The sequence below is a fragment of the Burkholderia sp. Leaf177 genome (genome assembly GCF_001424345.1).
GTDB lineage: Bacteria > Pseudomonadota > Gammaproteobacteria > Burkholderiales > Burkholderiaceae > Caballeronia.
The window spans coordinates 577,033-600,089 of record NZ_LMPF01000021.1; the positions used below are offsets into that span (position 1 = coordinate 577,033).

At 59.4% G+C, this 23,057-nt stretch carries 17 protein-coding genes; 9 read left to right on the plus strand and 8 right to left on the minus strand.

Annotated features, from left to right (window positions below; translation table 11 throughout):
• Nucleotides 1-17 precede the first annotated feature (17 nt).
• Complete coding sequence (locus tag ASG35_RS18030) at nucleotides 18-1,475, plus strand: efflux transporter outer membrane subunit (protein ID WP_056360898.1); 1,458 nt, start codon at nucleotides 18-20, stop codon at nucleotides 1,473-1,475.
• Here the strand turns inward: ASG35_RS18030 and ASG35_RS18035 are convergent, their stop codons facing one another.
• Nucleotides 1,476-1,697 carry a hypothetical protein gene (locus tag ASG35_RS18035; RefSeq protein ID WP_056360244.1) on the minus strand — a complete coding sequence of 74 codons (222 nt, stop codon included), beginning with the start codon at nucleotides 1,695-1,697 and terminating at the stop codon, nucleotides 1,476-1,478.
• A gap of 44 nt (nucleotides 1,698-1,741) precedes the next feature.
• Nucleotides 1,742-2,698 (minus strand): DMT family transporter, encoded by a 957-nt coding sequence (locus ASG35_RS18040; protein ID WP_056360901.1) that lies wholly within the window; start codon nucleotides 2,696-2,698, stop codon nucleotides 1,742-1,744.
• 464 nt (nucleotides 2,699-3,162) lie between these two features.
• Between ASG35_RS18040 and ASG35_RS18045 the strand changes: the two genes are divergently transcribed.
• Complete coding sequence (locus ASG35_RS18045) at nucleotides 3,163-4,707, plus strand: methyl-accepting chemotaxis protein (RefSeq protein ID WP_056360904.1); 1,545 nt, start codon at nucleotides 3,163-3,165, stop codon at nucleotides 4,705-4,707.
• Between the two features lie 90 nt (nucleotides 4,708-4,797).
• On the opposite strand, the gene ASG35_RS18050 is transcribed toward ASG35_RS18045, so the two are convergent.
• The 3 genes from ASG35_RS18050 to ASG35_RS18060 all read right to left on the minus strand — a co-directional run bounded on the left by ASG35_RS18050 (nucleotide 4,798) and on the right by ASG35_RS18060 (nucleotide 8,029).
• Nucleotides 4,798-6,339, minus strand: coding sequence for a hybrid sensor histidine kinase/response regulator (locus ASG35_RS18050; RefSeq protein ID WP_056360248.1), 1,542 nt, complete (start codon nucleotides 6,337-6,339; stop codon nucleotides 4,798-4,800).
• Nucleotides 6,340-6,352: 13 nt separating this feature from the next.
• The gene (locus ASG35_RS18055; protein WP_056360252.1) at nucleotides 6,353-7,156 is read right to left on the minus strand and encodes an alpha/beta fold hydrolase; all 804 of its coding nucleotides are present in this window, start codon (nucleotides 7,154-7,156) and stop codon (nucleotides 6,353-6,355) included.
• A 129-nt stretch (nucleotides 7,157-7,285) separates the two neighbouring features.
• On the minus strand, nucleotides 7,286-8,029 hold the full coding sequence (locus tag ASG35_RS18060) for an SDR family oxidoreductase (RefSeq protein WP_056360907.1): 744 nt from the start codon (nucleotides 8,027-8,029) through the stop codon (nucleotides 7,286-7,288).
• A gap of 128 nt (nucleotides 8,030-8,157) precedes the next feature.
• Between ASG35_RS18060 and ASG35_RS18065 the strand changes: the two genes are divergently transcribed.
• The 5 genes from ASG35_RS18065 (at nucleotide 8,158) to ASG35_RS18085 (ending at nucleotide 15,229) form a co-directional block, all read left to right on the plus strand.
• Entirely contained in the window at nucleotides 8,158-9,048 is an 891-nt protein-coding gene (locus tag ASG35_RS18065; RefSeq protein ID WP_056360255.1) for a LysR family transcriptional regulator, read from the plus strand.
• A 124-nt stretch (nucleotides 9,049-9,172) separates the two neighbouring features.
• A complete protein-coding gene (locus tag ASG35_RS18070; protein WP_056360258.1) occupies nucleotides 9,173-10,567 on the plus strand; it encodes a selenium-binding family protein in 1,395 nt (464 codons plus the stop codon).
• A gap of 4 nt (nucleotides 10,568-10,571) precedes the next feature.
• On the plus strand, nucleotides 10,572-11,192 hold the full coding sequence (locus tag ASG35_RS18075; protein WP_156393228.1) for a hypothetical protein: 621 nt from the start codon (nucleotides 10,572-10,574) through the stop codon (nucleotides 11,190-11,192).
• Between the two features lie 81 nt (nucleotides 11,193-11,273).
• Entirely contained in the window at nucleotides 11,274-11,807 is a 534-nt protein-coding gene (gene speG, locus ASG35_RS18080; protein WP_156393229.1) for a spermidine N1-acetyltransferase, read from the plus strand.
• A 245-nt stretch (nucleotides 11,808-12,052) separates the two neighbouring features.
• The gene (locus ASG35_RS18085) at nucleotides 12,053-15,229 is read left to right on the plus strand and encodes an EAL domain-containing protein (RefSeq protein WP_056360913.1); all 3,177 of its coding nucleotides are present in this window, start codon (nucleotides 12,053-12,055) and stop codon (nucleotides 15,227-15,229) included.
• Nucleotides 15,230-15,249: 20 nt separating this feature from the next.
• Here the strand turns inward: ASG35_RS18085 and ASG35_RS18090 are convergent, their stop codons facing one another.
• The 3 genes from ASG35_RS18090 to ASG35_RS18100 form a co-directional block, all read right to left on the minus strand.
• A complete protein-coding gene (locus tag ASG35_RS18090) occupies nucleotides 15,250-16,746 on the minus strand; it encodes a SulP family inorganic anion transporter (RefSeq protein ID WP_056360263.1) in 1,497 nt (498 codons plus the stop codon).
• A gap of 282 nt (nucleotides 16,747-17,028) precedes the next feature.
• The gene (locus ASG35_RS18095; RefSeq protein ID WP_056360266.1) at nucleotides 17,029-18,405 is read right to left on the minus strand and encodes an undecaprenyl-phosphate glucose phosphotransferase; all 1,377 of its coding nucleotides are present in this window, start codon (nucleotides 18,403-18,405) and stop codon (nucleotides 17,029-17,031) included.
• A 30-nt stretch (nucleotides 18,406-18,435) separates the two neighbouring features.
• Nucleotides 18,436-19,950, minus strand: coding sequence for a mannose-1-phosphate guanylyltransferase/mannose-6-phosphate isomerase (locus tag ASG35_RS18100; protein ID WP_056360915.1), 1,515 nt, complete (start codon nucleotides 19,948-19,950; stop codon nucleotides 18,436-18,438).
• Between the two features lie 1,241 nt (nucleotides 19,951-21,191).
• On the opposite strand from ASG35_RS18100, the gene ASG35_RS18105 reads away from it, so the two are divergent.
• On the plus strand, nucleotides 21,192-22,400 hold the full coding sequence (locus tag ASG35_RS18105; RefSeq protein WP_056360270.1) for an O-antigen ligase family protein: 1,209 nt from the start codon (nucleotides 21,192-21,194) through the stop codon (nucleotides 22,398-22,400).
• A gap of 55 nt (nucleotides 22,401-22,455) precedes the next feature.
• The gene (locus tag ASG35_RS18110; protein ID WP_056360273.1) at nucleotides 22,456-23,046 is read left to right on the plus strand and encodes a phosphatase PAP2 family protein; all 591 of its coding nucleotides are present in this window, start codon (nucleotides 22,456-22,458) and stop codon (nucleotides 23,044-23,046) included.
• Nucleotides 23,047-23,057 lie beyond the last annotated feature (11 nt).

Consider the following 23,057-nt stretch of genomic DNA (forward strand, 5'->3'; position numbering starts at 1 on the left):
CAAAAATGATACTGACGATGTTCTCTCGCTCCACGCCTCCTGTTTTATTGACGATGCTGGCCGTTGCCGCACTGTCCGCCTGCACCGTGGGTCCCGACTATGCCGGCGCGCCACACGTCGCGCCCGACGCCGCACACGCGGCAGGTTTTGTACGCACGCCCGCAACCGGCATGGTGACCACGCGCGCGCCGAACCAATGGTGGCTCGCGCTCGACGACCCGCAACTGAATGCACTTATCGATGCCGCGCTCGCCCACAACCCCGACGTGCATGCTGCCCAGGCGCGTCTGCGTGAAGCCCGCGCGCAGTTGCAGCATTCGCAGGCGAACGGCATGCCGACGGCGTCCTTCGACGCCGCCGCGCTGCGCACGCGTTCGCCCGACCTGAGTTCGCTCGCGTCTTCGCAAGACGGTTCGCCGGGATCGTCCGGCCGCGGTCCGCTTCAGCTCTACACCGCCGGCTTCGATGCATCGTGGGAAATCGACTTGTTCGGCGGCACGCGGCGCGCGGTGGAAGCGGCATCGGCGGAAGCGGATGCGGTAGATGCCGATCTCGCCGACACCCAGGTTTCGCTCGCCGCCGAAGTGGCCCAGGCGTATATCGATCTACGCGATGAGCAACATCGCCTGCAACTGGCGCAGCAAAGCGCCGAGCTCGAGCAGCAAATGCTCACGCTCACGCAGCAACGCCGGGCGGGCGGCACGGCGGCGGACGTGGATGTGGAACGCCTGACCACGCAAGTCGAGAACACGCGGGCGACGCTCACGCCGCTCGATCAGCAAGTGACCGAGTCGCTCGACCAGCTCGCGGTGCTGACGGGCCGGGCGCCGGGCGCGCTGGACCAAGAGTTGTCGGCATTGCGTGAGATGCCTTTGCTTCCCGCTTCCGTTCAAGTCGGCGATCCCGGTTCGATGTTGCAGCAGCGGCCCGACATACGCGCCGCCGAACGCAGGCTGGCGTCGAGCAATGCACAGATTGGCGAGCAGGAAGCCGATTTTTTCCCGAAAGTGACCTTGCTCGGTGATATTGGTTTCAGCGCCGCCGATCCGGGCCATCTTGTGCGCAAGAACAGTTTCAGCTGGCTCGGCGTGCCGTATCTGCAGTGGAATATTCTCGACTTCGGACGCACTTTGTCGAGCGTTCATAGCGCGGAGGCTTCGCGTGATGAAGCCGATGCCAAATACACCAAAGCCGTGCTCGGCGCGTTGCAGGACGCGAATGCATCGTTGTCGCGTTACGGGCATCAGCGCGAGCATCTGGTCACGCTGCAGAAGGTGCAGGCATCGGCGGACCGGTCGGCTACGCTTACGCGGCAGCGATATCGGGCTGGGGCGTCGAGTCTTATCGATCTGCTCGATACACAACGCACCCAGTTCAGCGCCCAGCAAAACGTGGTCGCGGGACAAGCAGAATTGCTGAAGGATTTCGTGTCGCTGCAGAAGAGCCTTGGGCTCGGCTGGCGACTCGACGGCTGATCAACTGCGCTGCGTTTGCTGCGCATTGTTCGGCGGCACGCTGTCGCCCGCGAACGTGCTGGACGGGCTACCATTTGATGCGCCGGGGAACTGCCGGCGCATCAGCATATCGACGCGATCCGCGTCGCTCGATACGGGCGCGGTGAACGCCCGAATCAGCACAATGCCAACGAACGCAAGAACAACGATCACTGCCGGAATTTCATACCAGATCGGGTTCATGACATCACCTCCTCCGAAAAAAGCGGACGGCGCAATTGCGTGGATCAGGTTTTATCGCGCAATGTGATGACGTCCGCGGGTTTTGCATTCGCCGCGCGTGCAAACGGCAGCTTCTTTACAACGCCTGTAGCGAGCGCCGTACCGATCAGGATGATCACGCACGCGCCCACCATTCCCGCCGATACCTGCTCGCCGAGAAACATGGCGCCCCAGAGAATGCCGAAGACCGGGATCACGAAGGTCACGGTGATCGCACGCGCCGGGCCGACCACTGAGATCAGGTGGAAAAACAGCATGTAAGCGACACCCGTGCACGCAACGCCGAGCGCGATCACCGAGCCCCATGCAACCGATGAAACCGGCCCAGCGGGCCACCAGAAAATCGCGAATGGCAACAGCACGATGGTCGCGCCCGTCATGGTGCCAGCCGCAACCGTGAGTGAGTCGACGCCCGTAAGACGCCGCTTCGTATAACTGGCCGCAATGCCATAAAGCAACGTTGCGCCCAAGGCCGCCACTGCGGCCAGCGCAGTCGTTGCCGGCGACATACCTGCTTCTTGTGGCGTCGCGATCTGGTTCCATACCAGCGCAAGGACGCCGGCAAAACCGATCGCCAGGCCAGCAACGCGCATCGTGCTCAAGCGGTCTTTCAACCACAGATACGCAACGATCGCACCCCACAGCGGCGTGGTTGCGTTGATCACCGACGTCACTCCGGCCGACAGCGTGAGTTCCGCGAAGGCGAACAGGCAGAACGGCGCGGCTGAGTTGAGGATGCCCACCACCAGCAGCGATCCCGCGTGCTTGCGCATGGTGCTCACCGCTTCGCGCGCGGGCCGTCGCAAGAACAGCAGCACCAGCAGAAACAGCGCGCCGATACCCACACGCAACGCCATCAGCGGCGCTACGCCGAAGTCGGTCACGCCAACGCGAATGAATAGAAACGATCCGCCCCAGAGGGCAGCGAGAACAAGCAGTTGAACGATGTTGGTCGGGTTCATCGGATCATCGGATATATGGCGGCGAGGGCGTCGCGTCTGTTGAGCGGAAGGCGAAGCCATCATATCGATGCCCTTGCGCATGAAGTTTCATGCCAAGGCGAAATGTCACGGACCAGCCGCGAATCGGCGATTCACGCTGTCATCGTAGACACGGAATCGAAGGGCTTCAAACGAGCAATTCTCACCGGTATGTGAGAAAAATTGCTATCGCTTCTTGCGGTTTCATTCGCGTTGCATTCGTTTTTTGTGTGAACGCTTCACTGACCATCACCGGTTATCGGCATGAACGCGGCAGATCTGAAGGCGCATATTTCCCGATGTCGCCAATACGCGCAATCCGCAAGAATCGCGCTACGGGGCGCATTGCGTTAATCAAGCGCGCGTTCCGTTTATTCAATAAAACTAAACGATACCTGAGGAACCATGCGTGCGGCGCGCTTGCCCGGGCCCGCGCGTTCATCGCCATGTTCAACAACTTCACGATACGTCGCGGTCTCACGATCACTATCGCCGGGTACACGCTTGCGCTCGTCGCAGTGCTGCTTGCCGCGGCCGCCTGCCTGCGCCAGAGCAACCAGGCGCTCGAACAGATGGTCGCAACCGATACCGCCGCCATCACGCATCTCAAGACGAGTTCGCAGCGGCTCTTGCAAGTGCGGCTCGCGCTCGGCAACTACGAGACGCTGTTCATGCTCGGCAAGGCCAGCGACGACATGTTGCCGAACGCGCGCAAGACGCTCAAGATCAGCGACGCCGAGTTCGACGCCTATCTCGCCAAGCCGCGCGACGCGCAAGAGGAACCGCTCGCGCAAGCCGCGAAGACCGCGCGTGCCGCGTTGATCGCGAAGGCGCTGAACCTCGAATTCGATGCCCTCGCGCAAAACGATTTCACGACCTTCCGGACGCTGCAGGTTCAGACGGCGGATGGTTTGTACGCAACCTACGATCACGCGATGTCCGCACTGGAAGCATTGCAGATCGCGCGTCAGCAAGCGCGTTATGAACAGGCACAGCAACAGTTCCACGCGATGGCGACAGGCGCGGCCGTGGTCGCGGCGCTTGCGCTGGTGCTCGGGTTTATCGCGCGGGGAGCGTTGAGCGCGGCCGTGATGAAGCCCATCGAATCGGCGATTCACCACTTCGAACAGATTGCGGCGGGGAATTTGACGGCGACTATCGATACATCGCGCGATAACGAAATGGGCCGCTTGTTCGCGGCGCTCAGGCGCATGCAGCAAGGGCTTGTTGGCACGGTCACGCAAGTGCGCGGCGGTACGGGCGCGATCTCGCACGGCGCGCGGGAAATTGCTGCGGGCAATATCGACTTGTCGCAACGTACTGAGGAACAGGCCGCTTCGTTGCAGCAGACGGCATCGAGCATGGAGCAATTGACCGCGACCGTGAGGCAGAACGCCGACAACGCGCGGCAGGCGAGCGAGCTGGCAGTGGATGCATCGACCACCGCCGTGCGCGGCGGCAACGTGGTGGGCAAGTTCGTGCACACCATGGACGACATTGCAACGAGTTCCACACGCATTGCGGACATCATCGGGGTGATCGAGGGGATCGCGTTCCAGACGAATATCCTGGCGCTGAACGCGGCCGTGGAAGCGGCGCGCGCGGGCGAAGAAGGACGCGGATTTGCCGTGGTCGCGGGCGAGGTCCGCAGCCTCGCGCAACGCAGCGCGGCGGCGGCGAAGGAGATCAAGGAATTGATCAGCGCATCGGCGGACAAGGTTCAGACGGGCAACGCGCTCGCGGGGCAAGCCGGGCAGACCATGGGCGAAGTCGTTGCGGCGGTGAAGCGTGTGTCGGACATCATCGGCGAGATCAGCGCGGCTTCGTCGGAACAAACGGGCGGGATCGAACTAATCAACCGCGCCGTCGCGCAAATGGATGAAGTGACGCAGCAGAACGCAGCGCTGGTGGAGGAAGCGGCGGCTGCGGCGGCGTCACTTGAGCAGCAGGCGCAACAGCTGGACGTGGCGGTGGCGGTGTTCCGGGTTTAGCGTGAGCGGTTGCGTTTCGCTGCGGAAAACTTGCGAACGCGTTCAGCAGGCCCGGATCGCGCTTCGCAATATGGAACCGGACATATCCGGCTATCGATTCAAAATACCCAGCAAGTTTGGATAATCGACAGGCTTCGTAAGATGGAAGTCGAAGCCTGCAGCAACGGCATCGAGCTTGTCTTGCTCCTGACTCCAGCCGGTCAGCGCGATCAGCAACGCGCTGTCGCCATCGGGATGTTGCCGGATCTGCCTTGCCAGGTCATACCCGTTGATGTCGGGCAGACCAATATCCAGAAGAATGACTTCAGCCGGCCACTGCCGCATGAGATCCATTCCAGAACCGCCAGTGTGAGCCGTCCGGACGTCATGGCCGTCTATCTCCAGCAGCATGGCGAGACTCAGCGCGGCGTCCTCGTTGTCGTCGATAACCAGGATGCGACGCGATTTATCGACGGCTACTTTTCCGGTTGTCTTGGCGAGTGAGGTATCGGCTTGATCGAGCGTGATGGGAAGGCGGACCACAAACTCGCTTCCCTGACCGATCCCTTTACTGGCAGCGGAAACAGTGCCGGCGTGGCGCTCGACCAGCGAGCGCACCAGGGACAATCCAATGCCGAGACCGCCTTGTGCGCGTGAAAGTCCGGGCACCAGTTGAGCAAAGATTCCGAAGATGGTCGGCAAATGCTCGTGCGAGATTCCGATTCCGTTATCTCGCACGGCGATGACCGCTTCATCACCTTCGCGAGTCACCGCGACCTCGATGGCTCCGCCGGTGGGCGTGTATTTCGCCGCGTTGTTGACGAGATTCTGGACAATCTGCGTCAGCCGCGCGGAATCGGCATCGAGGAAAATCGGACTGCTGGGTAACGTCAGCGTGAGCACGTGCGACGAAGCATCGATAAGTCCGCGCGATCCTTCAATGGACTGCCGGATCACAGCGTTCAGATCGACCCGTTCCCGCCGCAGTTCGAGCTTGCCTTCAGCGACGCGGGACACTTCCAGTAAATCGTCCACGAGCCTTGCAAGCTGCGTCACCTGCCGTTCAAGGACGCCGCGCGACCAGATCACTTGCGGATCGTGGAACTCCTTGTTCCGAAGGAGCTCGACCACTGCCTGAATGGGCGCCAGAGGATTGCGCAACTCATGCGCGAGCGTCGCGAGGAACTCGTCTTTACGGCGATCGATTGCCTGAAGCGTCAGCTCGGCCTGATGTTTCGCTTCGAGCGCTTCTTCCGCTTTCAGCCGCGTTGACAAGAGTTCTTGTTCGTACTTGTTCCGGTCGGTGACGATGACAAACGCGAAGTCATCGAACTGGGAATCGCCGTTGCCCCGGCGCACGGCGTTGATCAGCATTGGCACTTTGTGGCCGGCGCTATGGCGGATATCGAGTTTCACTTCCGATACCGAACGCTGCATCAAGAGCAGAGGCGCCCAATGTGTCTGATGAAAAACCTTTCCGCCAACAGTAAGCAAGTCCTGAATTCGACGCACGTTGATCAACGCATCGGCTTCATATCCGCACCATTCGCAAAAAGTCGCATTGGCGCGGACGATGGTTCCCTCGACCGTGGTAGTGACAAGACCGCACGGCGCTCGATCGTAAGCATCCGCTATCGAATTGAGTGTTGCCATGTATCGGTTCGTCTCACAGCCCGAGGGAGTTCAAAAAAGCCTCGGTCGCGTGCTGGCTCTGGCCCGGCACGGTCAGATGCGGACAATGGCCCACATTTTTGACCAGGCTCAAGCTGCTGTTGGCAATATGTTCATGCATGTAGTGCCCGACGTTCACGGGTGCAAGTATGTCGTCGTCCGACTGAATGATCAGCGTGGGCGTGGTGACGTTCGCCAGGTCCGCCCGATGATCGGCGAGAAAAGTGACGCGCGCGAAATGCTTGGCGATTTCCGGATTCGTGCGGCAAAAACTGTTGGTGAGTTCCTCGCCCAGTTCGGGACCGTTGGGCGCGCCCATGATGGCAGGCGCCATGGTGCTGGACCAGCCGAGGTAATTGCTTTCCAGAGTCTGCAGAAGTTCGTCGATATCGGCGCGCGTGAAGCCGCCTATATAAGCTCCGTCGTTGATGAACGAAGGAGACGGCGCGATCATCACATTCGCTGCAAACCGGTGCGGCGCCTTGATTGCCGCGAGCATGCCGATCATTGCGCTCACGGAATGCCCGACATAGATGACGGGCCGGGCGGCGAACTCTTCGATGATCTCCAGCACGTCGTTCGCGTAGCCGTGGAGGGAACTGTATTTTGTCCGGTCGTACGATGCCAGGTCGGAATCGCCGCCGCCGACCAGATCGAACAAGATTGTCTGATATTGCTCGCCGAATTTCGGGGCGAAATGCCGCCACATATTTTGATCGCACCCGAAGCCGTGCGCGAAGATGACTGTTGCAGGGCCGGAGCCTTGCACATGGACGTTGTTGCGAATTTGGACGGTCATACGCTGCTCGATAAATTTCCGGGCCCATTGTTTCACACTTTGGGCCGGCCAATTTCTACCGGGCAGCGACTTATCTGTCTTTAAGTAGGCGACAGCCGCCAATATTCACTTCCAGGCGAACTTTCGGGTTCAGGCGATACCGCCGTTGCCGCGCAGAACTTGCCCGTTGACCCAGCCCGAATCCGTGCCGGCAAGGAAAGAAACGATCGACGCAATGTCTTCCGGCTGACCGAGCCGTTGCAGCGGCGGCATCTTGGCAAAGGTCTCGATCTGCTCTTCGGTTTTTCCATCGAGGAAAAGCGAGGTCGCGATCGGACCCGGCGCGACGGCATTCACGCGGATATCGCGGCCGCGCAATTCCTTGGCAAACACGTGCGTGAAGGCTTCAACGGCGGCCTTTGTCGCGTTGTAAATGGCGTAGCCGGGCATGTTCAGCGCGAGCGTGGTGCTCGAAAAATTCACGATACGGCCGCCGTCGTTCATGCGCGCCGCCGCTTCGCGCAGCGTGTTGAAGGTGCCCCGAACGTTGATGCCGAAGGTCTGGTCGTAAAGCGCGTCGGACGTTTCGGCAAGCGGCACCGTCTTCAGCACGCCGGCGTTGTTCACCAGCACGTCGACCTTGCCGAGCTGCTGTTCGGTGGCATCGAACATGGCGTGGACATCGTCCGCCTTCGATACATCCGCCTTGATCGCGATGGCTTTCGTGCCCTTCGCGGTCAATTCCGCGACGAGCGCGTCGGCTTCGCTCGAACTCGACGCGTAATTGATGGCGACGGCAAGACCATCATCCGCGAGACGCCGCGCCACTTCTGCACCGATACCCCGCGATGCACCCGTGACAATGGCTACCTGGCCGTTCTTGATTGCATTCATGATTCGCTCCGTTCGTTGCGTTGAAAGTGGATAGCGCGTGATTGAATTATCGATCATTAACGCCAATCGATAATTACCCGTTTTTTGGTAATATCGTTCCACTTGCTTTAACAATAAGGCGCCGAACAATGGACCGGTTTCAGGAAATGCAGGTGTTTATTCGTATCGCCGAGCGCAGCAGCTTTACGCAAGCGGCCGACGATCTGCAGATTCCGCGCGCCACCGTGACCAACCTCATCAAGCGCATGGAGCAACGGCTCGGCACGCGTCTGCTCGAGCGTACGACGCGTACCGTGCGTCTCACGCACGACGGCGAGGCGTTCTACCGGCGCTGCGTGCGCCTGATTGCCGACATGGAAGAAGCCGAGGGATCGTTCCGCAATGTCGCGCCGAAGGGACTGCTGCGCGTGAACGTGCAGGGAACGCTTGCGAAGAATTTCGTGGTGCCCGCGCTGCCCGGTTTTATCGCGATGTATCCGGATATCGAGCTGCAGATCGGCGAGGACGACAGGCTGGTCGATCTCGTGCGCGAGGGCATTGATTGCGTGCTGCGCGCGGGCACGCTGCAGGACTCGTCGATGGTCGGACGCCGCGTCGCGCTGATGGAGCAAGTGACGGTTGCAAGTCCCGCGTATCTTGCGCAATTCGGCGAGCCGCAGACGCTCGAAAGCCTGAGCGCGCATCGGGCGGTGAATTATGTATCGAGCGGATCGGGTCGCGTTCTGCCGCTGGAATTTACCTGCGGCGAACGCGTGGTCGAGATGCAGTTGCCGGCGGTGGTATCGGTGAGCGGAGCGGATCTTTACACCGGCGCCGCGGTGGCGGGACTGGGAATGGTCCAGGTGCCGCGATATCGGGTCGAGGCGGAATTGTCGGAGGGAAAACTCAAGGTCTTGCTCGCGGGCTTTCCGCCGCCGCCCATGCCAGTGAGCGTGCTTTATCCGCAGAACCGGCAGTTGTCTTCGAGGGTGCGGGTTTTCGCGCAATGGCTCAGGGATATTTTCGAAGCGGCGTTCTGACCATCGGAAGACCGTTCGCAAAACCATTCGTCGAGCTTACGAACCGGCGTATATTAGGTGCCCTGAGTTAGCTCAGCGAGTCTGCGGATAAACGAACGGCCTAGCAATTCCCTGGAGAAATACCATGGCAAACTGGACACCGGATCCGAGCTTCTACCCTTCCCCACGCATGGCGATGAAAGCGCCGCCTGAAACGCTTGCTTACGTCGCGAGTTTCGACCCCACGCAGCAGGTTCCCGATGCCATCGCGGTCATCGACGTGGATCCCGCGTCCGCGACGTATTCGCAATTGCTCAACAACGTCAGCATGCCCAATACCGGCGACGAGCTGCATCATTTCGGCTGGAATGCATGCAGTTCGTGTCTCTGTCCCAACGCGCCGCACGCGCATGCAGAACGACGTTATCTTGTCGTGCCGGGTTTGCGGTCATCGAGAATCCATATCCTCGATACCAAGGCCGACCCGCGCAATCCGAAGATCGTGCGCGTGCTGGAACCTGCGGAGGTCGCCGAAAAAGCGGGTTATACGCGGCCGCATACGGTCCATTGCGGTCCAGAAGGAATTTACGTTGCAGCGCTCAGTAACGCGCAAGGCGAAGCGCCGGGCGGGATTTTCCTCATGGATCACGAAACCTTCGACATACGCGGTCAATGGGAAATCGATCGCGGACCGCAACAACTCGCGTACGACGTTTGGTGGCATCTCGGACACGACACGCTGGTCACGAGCGAATGGGGATTGCCCGCCACGTTCGAAAACGGCCTCGTGCCGGAAGTGCTGCTAGGCGGCAAGTACGGGCACAAGCTGCACTTCTGGGACTTGCATACACGCAAGCACAAACAGGAAATCGATTTCGGCGAAGAGAACCAGCTCGTCTTCGAACTGCGCCCGGCACATGATCCAACCCGCGCATACGGCTTCGTCAACTCGGTGATCAGCCTGAAGGATTTGTCGTCGTCCATCTGGACGTGGTATCGCGATGGCGACAAGTGGGCGGTCAAGAAGATCATCGAGATTCCGGCCGAGCCCGCCGACGCCGATCTGCTTCCGCCCATGCTCAAGGGCTTTGGCGCGGTGCCGCCGCTGGTGACCGACATCGATTTGTCGATGGACGATCGTTTTCTCTACGTCGCCTGCTGGGGTACGGGCGACCTGCGTCAATACGATGTCTCCGATCCATTCGAGCCGAGGCTCACGGGAACGGTGCGCATTGGCGGGATCGTGTCGCGCGAATCGCATCCGAAGGCAAACGGCCGCAAGCTCAACGGTGGACCGCAAATGGTGGAAGTCAGCCGCGACGGCCGCCGCGTGTATTTCACCAACTCGCTGTACGGTGCGATCGATGAACAATTTTATCCCGAAGGCCTGAAGGGATGGATGGTGAAGCTCGACGCGGCGCCCGAGGGTGGCATTGAATTCGATCCGCGCTTTTTGGTGGAGTGGCCTTCTACGCACCGGCCGCATCAGGTGAGGCTCGAAGGCGGCGATTGCTCGTCGGACTCGTATTGTTATCCGTGAGTTCGTGAACGTGGCCTGGGAATGGTTTGCCATCGCCGGGCTCGGATTGTTTCACGGCATCAATCCGGCCATGGGATGGCTCTTCGCCGTGGCGCTCGGTCTGCACAGGCGCAGCCGGCGGGCGGTGTTATGGGCCATTCCGCCCATGGCGTTGGGGCACGCGCTGTCCATCGGCGTGGTCGCGGGTCTGGTGCTCGCCACGGGCTTTGTCTTCAATGGTCATGCAATCAGGATTGCGAGCGGAGGCTTGCTGATTGCGTGGGCCGTCTATCACCTCAAATTCGGCCACAGGCACCGCGTGCGGGTTGGCATGACCACGGGGTTCATCGGCCTCGTTCTCTGGTCGTTCCTGATGGCGACCGCGCACGGCGCCGGGTTGATGCTGATCCCCGTGCTGATCCCGTTATGCAGCGCAATGCCGGCTCACTCGTCCGGACCATTGATGGTTTCAATTGCAGCGGTCGGCTTGCATACGCTGACCACGTTGCTCGTGACCGGCGCGATTGCGTTGCTGGTTTATGACTGGTTCGGCGTTGGCGTGTTGAGACGCGGCTGGATCAACTTCGACAAGCTCTGGACCGCCGGGCTCGCAGGCACAGGCGTGTTGTTGATCGCGACGGCCTGACGTTCGTGACACGGCCGTGCTCGATCAGTGGGTTATATTGCCTCCTGCTTTTCAGGACCCATTGTTCACGGAGTAACAATAATGATCATCGAAGAAAACAATCAGCTCATGCTCAGGCCGCTCGAACGCACTGATCTTCACTTCGTTCATGGCCTGAACAACAACGCGAAGATCATGCGTTACTGGTTCGAAGAGCCCTACGAAACATTCTCGGAACTCTCGCAGCTTTATGACCGGCACGTGCATGACTTGCGCGAGCGCCGCTTTGTTGCCGTCGATAAATCCGGCGAGCCAATAGGACTCGCGGAATTGATCGAGCTCGATTACATCCACAGGCGTGGCGAGTTTCAAATCATCATTGCGCCGAGCGCACAAGGCCAGGGCTATGCAACCAGCGCAACGCTGCTTGCAACCGACTACGCATTCTCGGTACTCAACATGCGCAAGCTTTATCTGATTGTGGATGTGTCGAACACGGCTGCCATCCACGTCTATGAGAAATGCGGCTTCAGGCAGGAAGCGGAGTTGATCGAAGAGTTTTTTGGCAACGGCAAATATCACAACGCCTATCGCATGTGCATTTTCCAGCACGAATTTCTCAACTCGGGAAAGTGATCGTCGCGTCTCTCACGCACCATCGCAAAGAATTTGTGCACCGCGAAAGTGAATTTTAAGCAGACGCTAAAGTAACCAGGTCCCAAGCCGATAATCCGCTTAATAGGCGTGGCATTATCGCGTCCAGACGCGCTTCCGTTCGAACCCGTCGTCTATTGGCAAGCGAGCCAGCATTCATGTTTGATTGTTGATCGTGGCTCGTTGCCGCAAGTAGCATGGCCCATGATCCGACACGGCTGCACACCATGAAACGGAACCTGTTCTTCCGGATGCTGGCCCGCTTGCGAGTCGGCCGAAAACTCCTGCTCATCTACCTGCTCGACTTGAGCGCGGTGGTTTTCATCAGCGGCATCCTGATTCACGAGAAGTACATTGCCATCGATTTCTCCGACAAGGAACTCGTCGGCAACGCCTACTTGCATACCGTGCGCGATGCGCTCGTCGATGTCACGCTGATCGGCGCCGGCACGCATGTGCCTGACGCCACGCTGCAACAGGACATAGCACGTCTCGCGGCCGCCGAGCAGCTTTACGGCGCGAACATGCAAAGCGCCGCGCTCAACGATCGCGTGCGCGAAACGCTGAAGGCACTCGCGCAGGAGGCGCCGCCAACGCCCCTGTCCGTTGCCGACGCGCTCACCGCCTGCCGCGAGCTCATCACGCGCGTGGGCAACCAGTCGAACCTCATTCTCGATCCCGATCTCGACAGTTATTACGCAATGTCGCTTTCCGTGCTGCGTTATCCCGCGCTGCTCGAATCCATCAATGGGATTGGCGTGCAGTTGCGCGACACGCCGGGAACGCCTGCGAAGGCCGAGCAGATGCGCACCCGCTATCTCGTGCTCGAAGGCCAGCTCGACGCCGTGCTGCAAGGATTCAAATCCGACTTCGCGGAAGCAACCGCCGCCAATCATGGTTTGACGGTGTCGCTTACGCCCGCGGTCAGCAAGATGCTCGAGGCTATCGAAACCTATCGCGAAGTTGCGCGTGCAACGGTGGACCTGGGTGCGTCCGCGGACCCGGCGCTGCTGAAGTCCGCCGATGAAGCACAACAGGCCGTGGTGGAGCTGGCGCGGGATTCATGGCGCAAGACAGGCACGGAACTGACCGGCCTGCTGCGGGCCCGCGTAAGCGGCTTGTTCTCGCGCATGTGGCTGCATCTGGGCACGGCGCTGTTCCTGCTGTGCGGCATCCTGGTGATGGTCTTCTTCGTGGCGCAACAAATATCGCGGCCGCTGCGCCATCTCGCACGCGTCATGGATACCGTTCGCCGCACCGGCGATCACTCGTTACGCGCGAGCTGGCCGAGCCAGGATGAAATCGGGCAGCTGGTGATCGGCTTCAACGAGATGCTCGAACAGCTCGATCACGAACGCGATGTACAAAAGGAACTCGCCGCAACCGCGCGCGCATCCGAGGCGCAGCACGCGCTGGTCGAAGCCACGCCGGTGCCCATGGTGGTCACCGCCATTCCCGGGCACGAGATTCTTCACGCCAACAAACCCGCGCTGTTCTGGCTGAACCATAGCGTGTCCGACCCATGGGCGCGCGGACTGGATTCCGCCGTGCGCGCGCGTTTTTTCCAGCAGTTGTCCGATCGCGGCGCTGTCGATCAGTTCGAAGTGCGCTGGCGTGCAACCGATGAACCCACTTGGGCCATGCTCTCCGCACGGCGCCTCGTGTTCCAGGGTCAGGATGCGGTGCTCACCGCGTTTACGCCCATCGACCAGATCAAGCTCATGGAGCAGCGCCTGGAGCTGTGGGCAAAGGTATTCGAGGCGTCGTCGGAAGCCATTCTCATACTCGACAGCGACTACCGATTGCTCACGGCAAATCCCTCGTTTTTTCGCGCGACGGGATATGGCGCCGACGACGTCCTGCGCAAACAACCCGACTTCATCTCGATCGGACTTGCTGGCGCGGACGAGGCATCGAGCGTCGCCACGGCGGTCGGGCGTTCCAGCAACTGGCATGGCGAAGCGCAAGTCCGGCGCCCGCATGGCGGCGAATATCCGGCATGGCTGATCGTGAGCGCGGTGCGCGATAAACGCGGCAACGTCTCGCATTACATCTGCACGCTGATCGATGTGACCGAGCGCAAACGCAGCGAAGCCCGCATCCAGTTTCTCGCCGAACACGACGTGCTCACCGAACTGCCGAACCGCGCGCTGTTTTCAAAGCGTCTCGACACCGAGTTGCACAAGTCCGAGCGCAACGGCGAGTGCGCGGCAGTGTTGTTCATCGACCTCGACCGCTTCAAGAACATCAACGATTCGCTGGGACATCATGTTGGCGACGGCTTGCTGCGCTCCGTATCGCGCCGCTTGCTGGCCGCGGTCAGATCGGGCGACAGCGTCAGCCGTCTCGGCGGTGACGAGTTCACCGTGGCGCTCAGCGGCGTATGCAGTGCTGCGGAAGCGGCGCAGATTATCGATGAAAGGCTCATTCCGCTCTTGCGCGAACCGCATCAGATTGGCGGATTGACGCTGCAGGTATCGAGCAGCATTGGCGTGGCAATGTATCCCGCCGACGGACACGACATCAGCACGCTGATGCAAAACGCCGACGCCGCCATGTACCAGGCGAAGGCCGACGGCCGCAATCTCGTGCGCTTCTTTTCGCCCGACATGGCCGAGCGCACACGCATGCGGTTATCGCTTGAAACGTGCTTGCGCTCCGCCATAGAACGCAACGAACTCCGTCTCGCCTACCAGCCGTGTCTGGATGCACAAACCGGCGCGCTCGCGGGCGTTGAAGGCCTGCTCCGATGGACCAGCGCCGAGCTTGGATCGGTCGAGCCCGCGCGCTTCATTCAGATTGCTGAGGAGACCGGCCTGATCATCTCGATAGGCGCATGGGTGATTGAAGAAGCGTGCCGTCAGATTGCGCAATGGCGCGACGAAGACGCCATGAACGTGAAGGTATCGATCAACCTCTCGGCTATCCAGTTACGCGATACAGACGTGGTCGAGACCTTGCGTCACGCGCTCAGTGCAAACGATGTGGACCCCACTTTGCTCGAACTCGAGATCACGGAAACCGTGCTGATGGACAGCGCCGAAAACTATCTCGACGCCATCGCCGGATTGCGCGCATTGGGCGTGAAGCTTTCCCTCGATGACTTCGGCACCGGCTATTCGAGCTTGAGCTATTTGAACCGTTTCCCGCTTGACCGCATCAAGATCGATCGTGCGTTCGTGCACGACATGCTCGACGCACCCGGTGACCTTGCCGTGATCAAATCGATCATCGAACTCGGTCATGAACTCGGGTTGAAGGTCGTGGCGGAAGGCGTGGAAACCGAACGCGAGGCGCAGATACTGCGCGGCATTGGCTGCGATGAACTTCAGGGATTTCTGTTTGCCCGGCCGATGGAACCATCGCTGCTTTGGGCATGGGCGGATGAACAAGCGCTTGTTTGAGAGGCGTGTACGGAGCAGTTTTATGCCGGGCTTGCAAATTTGAATCCCACTCGTTGCAACAGCCGCTGATTGCGCGCCGACAAATTGACGAAAGTGAGTTGCTTGCCCGCTTTCTCATAACGCCTGTTCAACGCTTCGAGCGCCGCTATGGCCGAATGATCGGCAAGATGCAGATAACCACAATCAATGACGATCCGGTTCGGGTCTTTGAGCGGATCGAACAGTTCGTGAAAGCGTGTAGTCGATGCGAAAAACAACGTGCCGCGTGGAACATACGTCTTGTCACCGGACGAGCTCGCGGTGATATCGGCGTGAATGTCGCGTGCGTGCTGCCAGGCGAAATTCAGCGCGGTAATCACGATACCGCACAACACCGCAATCGCGAGGTCCGTGAATACGGTGATGACGGTGACCGCGATGATCACGACCGCGTCGCTGCGCGGCACCTTGCCGAGCACGCGCAATGATCCCCACGCAAAGGTCTGCTGCGCCACCACGAGCATCACGCCAGCCAGCGCCGCCAGCGGAATACGCTCGATCAACGGTGACAGGAACAGGATGAACAGCAAGATCATGACGCCGCTGACCACGCCCGAGAGACGCGACCGCCCACCGGAACCAAGATTGATCATGGTCTGGCCGATCATCGCGCAGCCGCCCATTCCACCGAAAATACCGGACACCACGTTCGCTACGCCGAGCGCCAGGCATTCGCGATTGGGCTGACCTTGGGTACTGGTGATTTCGTCGGTGAGATTGAGCGTCAGCAAGGTTTCAAGCAAGCCGACAATCGCCATCAGCACCGCATACGGCAGCACGATACCGAGCGTCTCGAGCGTCATGGGCACGCCTGGAATCCGGAATATGGGCAAGCTCCCTGCAACATGCGCCATGTTGCCGAGCGTGCGCGTGGGTATGTGCAGGAGTTGGCACAGCAGGCCAATACCCACGATTGCGGCTAACGCCGGCGGTATCGCTTTCGTCAGACGCGGCAGCAAATAAACAATCGCAATCGTCAGCGCAACGAGGCCGCACATGACATATAACTCGGTCCCGTGCAGCCATTGCACGCCATGGGTCGTAGCGTGCTTGAAATGCTCGAGCTGGGCCATGGCAATGATGATTGCAAGGCCATTCACAAAGCCCAGCATGACCGGATGCGGGACCATTCGAATCAGCTTGCCGAGCTTGAGCAGGCCGAACACTGCCATGATTAGGCCACTCAACACGACGGTGGCCAACAGGTATTGCGCGCCGTGCTGAATCACCAGCGCGACGATCACCACGGCCATGGATCCCGCGGCGCCGGAAATCATGCCGGGACGTCCACCGAACAGCGCTGTGATCGTGCAGATCATGAATGCGCCGTACAAACCCATCAACGGGTTCACTTGCGCCACCAGCGCGAACGCGATGCATTCGGGAACAAGCGCGAATGACGACGTAAGGCCTGCAAGTACGTTGCTTTTTATATCGTGGATTGAGCGGGCTTGCCGCTGAAAAGAGCCTGGTTTCATGTGGTGCGTGGATTGTGCGGACAGCAAGACGGGATCAGCGCCAGCAGAGGGAACGCACGGTTCTCTACCGGTTGCCGAGATGACTTTTGGACAATGCCTGCGACTACATGGGTCTGATCGAGCGATGAAGGTGTGAGGAGGACAGAGAAGAAGCTATTCGAGCGCGAATTTTACAACACTCGCAGCAGACGTTTTGAACAGCACGGGCACGACGGAGATCGAGCATGATGAAGACGAAAAAAGGGGCAGCGCGCGCTGCCCCATTATTCACATGTTTGAAACTTAGTAAGCGTTCGAGTGCCGAAGCCCCTTGAACACCGTTGCCGCAATGATCTTCATATCAAGGCCGAAAGACCAGTTGCCGAGATAGTACAAATCATGCGCCACGCGTCCTTCCATCTTCTCGATGCGATCCGTCTCGCCGCGAAAGCCGTTGACCTGAGCCCAACCGGTGATGCCCGGCTTGATCCGGTATCGATGGATATAACCCGAAACAACCTTCTGATAGAGATCGTCATGCTCCAACGCATGCGGTCGCGGACCCACCACCGACATGTCGCCGCGCAACACATTAAAGAACTGCGGCAGTTCATCGAGGCTCGTGCGCCGAAGAAACGCACCAACGCGCGTGATGCGTGGATCGCCGCGTGTGGCCTGCTCCACAACACCTTCTTTCTGCACATGCAAACGCATGGAGCGGAACTTGTAGATGTTGAAGACCTGACCATCGGCGCCCTTGCGGCGTTGCGTGAAGAACACGGGACCGCGCGAGCTGAGCTTCACGGCAATCGCACAGGCAATCAGGATTGGCGAAACCGCGAGCAACGCACCAGCCGCGAAGATACGGTCGAAGATCTCCTTTTGCATCAGCGCATTCGGCGGCAGCGGCGACGCAGCAAGGTTGATCGTCGGCACACCGAGCAAGCTCGTCACACTGCCTTCGAACAGCGAAAGCGTGCGCACGTCCGGCATGAAGCGGATATTGATCAGGTCATCGCGGAACTCATCGACGAGCTTCAGGATGGTACGTTCCTCGGTCAACGGCAACGCGAGCCAGACCTCTGACACGTTTTGCGTGCGGACATAGTTGGCGAACGCAGCGTGGTCTTCATACACCGGTACGCGAGTGTTCGTCTTCGTCCCCGCCTGCACGTTATACGCAGCCGTTGCACGGAAGCCGGCAGCAGGCGCTGTGTCGATCTTGCGAATGATCGCGTCGCAATGATCTCCAATGCCCGCAACCGCAACCTGCGACAAGTTCAGCCCTGCATTGCGAACGCGCCCGAGCACGGTATGCGTCACCATGCGTCCCGCGATCATCGCGGCGCCCGCAATTCCGGTCCAGTACACGAACCAGAGCCGCGAGACGAAGTCGATGCGATGCAGCGAGAACATCAGCGCCATTGCGCATGCTTGCACGATCAACCAGCTCAGCGCGACTTGTCCGGCGAGCGCGCTTTTCGAGCGACCTCGCCAGGAATCGTACACGCCGAATGCCGGAAATACGGCAAGCGAAAACGCGGCGGCAAAGGCCACGAATGCCAGATAGAAACTACGTTGCGAGACATCGTCGAAACGAATCTGCGATGCGATGAGCGCACCGCCCACGATCATCGAAACGTCGAATAGCCTCGCCAGCAGCTTGCTTATTCCGCGCATGTTCTTCTCCCCGAGCGATTGGCTTCTCACTTAGCTACGGCCGTACTTGTCGTCGAACCTGACGATGTCGTCTTCGCCGAGGTACGTGCCCGACTGCACTTCGATGATTTCGAGCGGCACGCGGCCCGGGTTTTCAAGCCGATGCTTCACGCCCAGCGGGATGTAGACCGATTCGTTTTCGCTCAGGAGAATCTCTTCTTCGCCGCGCGTGACGAGCGCCGTTCCGGTGACGACGACCCAATGTTCGGCACGGTGATGATGCATCTGCAGCGACAGTCGTGCGCCCGGATTCACTACGATGCGCTTGACCTGGAAACGCGGACCGTTGTCGATGGAATCGTAGAAACCCCACGGACGGCGCACCTTCCTGTGCATGTCCGCTTCAGGTGATTTCGACAGCTTGATGCGCGACACGAGGCCCTTGATGTCCTGCACGCGTGAACGGTCAGCCACGAGCACGGCGTCGTCGGTCTCGACAACAATGATGTTGTTCGTCCCGACGCACGCAACCAGCCTGCCGCCTTCCGAACGCGCATAACTCGCAGTCGCGCCTTCAAACAGCACGCGGCCGCTTCCCGCGTTGCCGTCTTCGTCCTTCTCCAGTGCATCGCACACGGCGTCCCACGAGCCGAGATCCGACCAGCCTGCTTCGAGCGGCACGACCACGCCCTTGAACGGCGAGCCCGGCTTGCCGAGATGCTCCATCACCGCATAGTCGATGGAATCCGACGGCGACGTTGCGAAGGTAGCTGCGTTGGGGCGGACGTATTCGTCGGTGCGCGTTGCTTGTTCGTACGATGCCACGCATGCAGCGTGCATTTCCGGCTGGAGCTTTTCGAGCGCTGCAAGCCATACCGATGCACGCACGATGAAGATACCGCTGTTCCACCAGTAGCTGCCCGACGCAACATACTGCGCTGCGAGTTCGGCGGCAGGCTTCTCGACAAAACGCTCGATTGCATGTGCGCCGTTTTCGAGCGATGCACCGAGGCGGATGTAGCCGAAGCCGGTATCGGCGCGCGTGGGCGGAATGCCCAGCGTTGCAATCTCGCCGGCTTGCGCGTGACGTGCGGCGATTTCGATTGCACCGTGAAGCGCGGGCAGGTCAGCGATGGCGTGATCCGCGGGCATGGCCACGAGGATGGCGTCATCGCCGTCGGCAACAGCGGCCAATGCAGCGAGCGTAAGCGCCGGTGCCGTGTCGCGACGTGCGGGCTCGACCACGATACGCGCGGTCACGCCGCTTGCACGAACCTGTTCGCCCGTTGCGAAGCGATGATCCTCGCCGCAAACAATGACCGGATCTGCTGCAACTTCCCAGCTTGCCGGGAAGCCTTTCATGCGCATGACGGTAGCCTGCAACAAGGACTCGTTGCCGATCACGCCGATCAACTGCTTTGGAAAATGTTCACGCGAAACGGGCCACAAACGCGTGCCGGAACCGCCCGCAAGTATCACTTGTACGAGACGGCGGCAATCGGTTGCGGCGCCGTCTGCAACGGTTGCGCCGGCGGCATCGTCGATACCCAACTTTAGCTTGTCCATTTTCATATTCCTTGTGCTTGAGCCCGTTGCCGGGCATTTCTCTGCGCGCCCAATATTTCTGCGCGATGAAAACGCGTAAATAACTTCCCCGCAATTCGTCATCTTTTCGGCCGCGGACAATTTCCGTCCCGCATTCGAAAATGCGAATCAGCAGGTCATGAGTCTCCTGGCTTGATCGACTTGGATCGTGCCGTTGTTGTCGGCTAAACGCGTTCGCCGGAATGCCGTTCGCTTGAATCTTCGCCGAGCCGGTACGTGCGCGGCCCGACTTGCAAGACTGCGGCTGCGCCGGATGCGCCTGAAACTTTTGGCAGCGCGGCTCGAACAACCAAGGCCACGCTTATGGTCTAAAGAATGAACCGGAGGTCCCTTCAAACTTGCTAAGTTAACTTAAGTCCTGCATCGAAGACTACGGATTCAAAGCAGCAAACTCCTCGCCTGGGCGTCTCGAAAGTGTTGCACGACAAGGGCCTGCGGCGAAGAAGGAAAACCGGGACAACTGAATTTGCGAAGTGCGGTGGAGTCGAACATGAAGCTTGCAAGGACCAGACATCGGTACACCTCTCGCAGGGCTATCTCAGGTCACGCGGTATGTTGCCAAGCGAACCGGCGGCCGGGGAAAACATTCTCGATGACCGAATCATATGCAGAGTAAATTGCATTAGGGTTTTCCTGGCGTAAAGCGTTGAGGTTTTGGCGCGGATCCTCAAGTCGCCGTTGTGGCCGATGCAAGCTCACTCGAACCCAGGACGGCTTAATACGTCAGCATTGCTGATAATGTGACAGGGTGTAAATAAAATCTTCTCTGAATTACCTGTCGAACTTGACGATTAATTCAGATGCATTAAGTTACTTTCAGTAGCAATTGTTTTCAACTAAATGAATTTAAAATAGGGTGGCGGCGGAAACGAAAGGTCCCGCTAAGTAATGTGTCGTTTAGCGCCTGCGCAAATCGGAGCAAAGCGTGCTGATCTCTCTGTTGTCCGCCAAAACATCTGTGTAATACGCCCTAGTTCGTCGTTGAGCTGAACGTATCCGACCTAAGCGGCTCGAACAGATCTTGCTAAGACCCCACATTTAAATTGGCTGGTCCCACGAGACACCAAGGACCGGTAAAATCCCGCGTGATCGCGCGACGCATGCGCCCGCGCTCTCCACTCATTTGACCACGCAATCTGACCGGTCGTGCTTGACTGGTCATCCAAGAACGGCCGTGCGCCGTCTACACAATAGGACCCGCAATGGCTTACGTAACGCTCCTTGCGTTATTCCTTACCGTCACGAATCTCGTGCCTCTCAGCGCAGTTGGCTTGCTGCCAATCTTCCTGTGCGGCTGGCGCTTCTTCGGCAGAAACTATCCGCGGTTCATAACGCCGCTCGTCGCCTTCACTGCTTTCGCCGTGATCTCGACCTTGCTCTACGACCCGATCGCCCTGGTCACCTTCGAGTTCTACCGGCGCGATGGCAACTTCTTCATTTCGTATGCACCCATCCTTGCAGGCTGCCTCTACATTCATCGATGGGATCTGAACAAGGTCTTGCGTACGTTCTACCTGTTCGCCATTGTCATCAACGTTCCTTTGTATCTGTACTACATCACGCAAAGCGGGTTGCTTGGCATCTTCACGAACCCCGACCTGAGCTTTGGCAGCTACTTCATCGCGCGTAATGCAGCAGGCGGGTTCCTCGCAATGCTGTTCTGTCTCGGCCTTGCCTGCTATCTCCAGCAACGCAGCAAACTGCTGCTCGCCATGCTCGGGTTCAACCTGCTGATGCTTTTCTCCACCTATAGCCGGGGTTCCTTGCTCGGCGCAATGGCGGTCCTGCCTTATCTGTTTTTCAACCGCAAGCGCTGGTGCCTGGCTACGCTCATCGTGGTGCTTCTTGCCGGCTCGATCGCGATGGCCATTCACAACACCGATCCCACGGTGAACTACATGGGCTACACCTTCACTATCGCGAACGCGGATGCGAAGGTCGCCAACCTCAACATCCGTTATGAATGGCTGTGGCCGCGCGCGCTTACCTACTTCGAGCAAAGCCCGATCATCGGCCTTGGATTCGGTTCGTTCGACGATCAGATCCATACGGTGACGTCGTATTTCGGGCTGGTCGGCATTCCTTCGGGGATCACCGTGGAACATAGCGATTCACATGCTCACAATTCGTATCTGAACTTCCTTGCCGAAACTGGCATAGTGGGTCTCACGCTCATGCTCGCTTTCTACTGGCGGCTCATTCAGTGGGCCAAGGATGGCGCAGCGGTTTCGGCAATCGCCGAGCGAGGAGTGAATTTCACCGCCTACAGATTCGTCGAGTTATCGGCTATTTGCCTGCTTGTCATGGCTGCGACCGAGCACCGGCTGGTGTCGCCCTCGAACGTGTTGATTCTTTCGCTCGTCGTGTCGTTGTTGCTGGCATGGCGTCCACCCGCACGCTATTCAATGTAAGGAACGGGCCGACTCCTCAGCGAGGCGGCCCGTTGATACAAGGACAATTCTTTTTATGTGGCCAGTGTTTACCAACATCGGCGATGCAGCCATGACGCTGCCCGCAGCGTTCATCTGCACCGTCTGGTTTGCGAAGTCGGACCTGAGGCTGGCAATGCGCTGGGTGCTGGCGCTTGCACTCGGCATGGCGCTCGTTGGCGCGACCAAGATTCTTTACGCTGGCTGGGACATCGCGTTTCCTGCCATGGACTTTCGCGTGATCAGCGGACACGCAATGCTGTCGACCTCGGTATGGACCGTGGCGTTCGCGTTGCTGTTTCGAAGCTGGCGTCTGCCACCGGTTCTCGGTGTTATTGGGGGCTTGTTGCTAGGCGCGCTGACGGGACTTGCGCGCGTCCAGGACCATTCGCATTCGTTATCGGAAGTGGCGATTGGATGGGTGCTCGGCGCACTGGTTGCGGCGGTGGTTTTGCGAAGCGCGTGGCGTGCGGGAACCGTGCGCTTCAGTCCCATCGGCGCGACGGCGGTTTTATTGTTTGTTTCGGTGCTGACTTATGGACATACGGCGCCGTTCGAACGGCTGATCGATGCCCACTCCACCGGGCTTCATAATCGCTTTGCAGCGAACATCGCGCGTTTCTTCTAGCCAAGATGCGA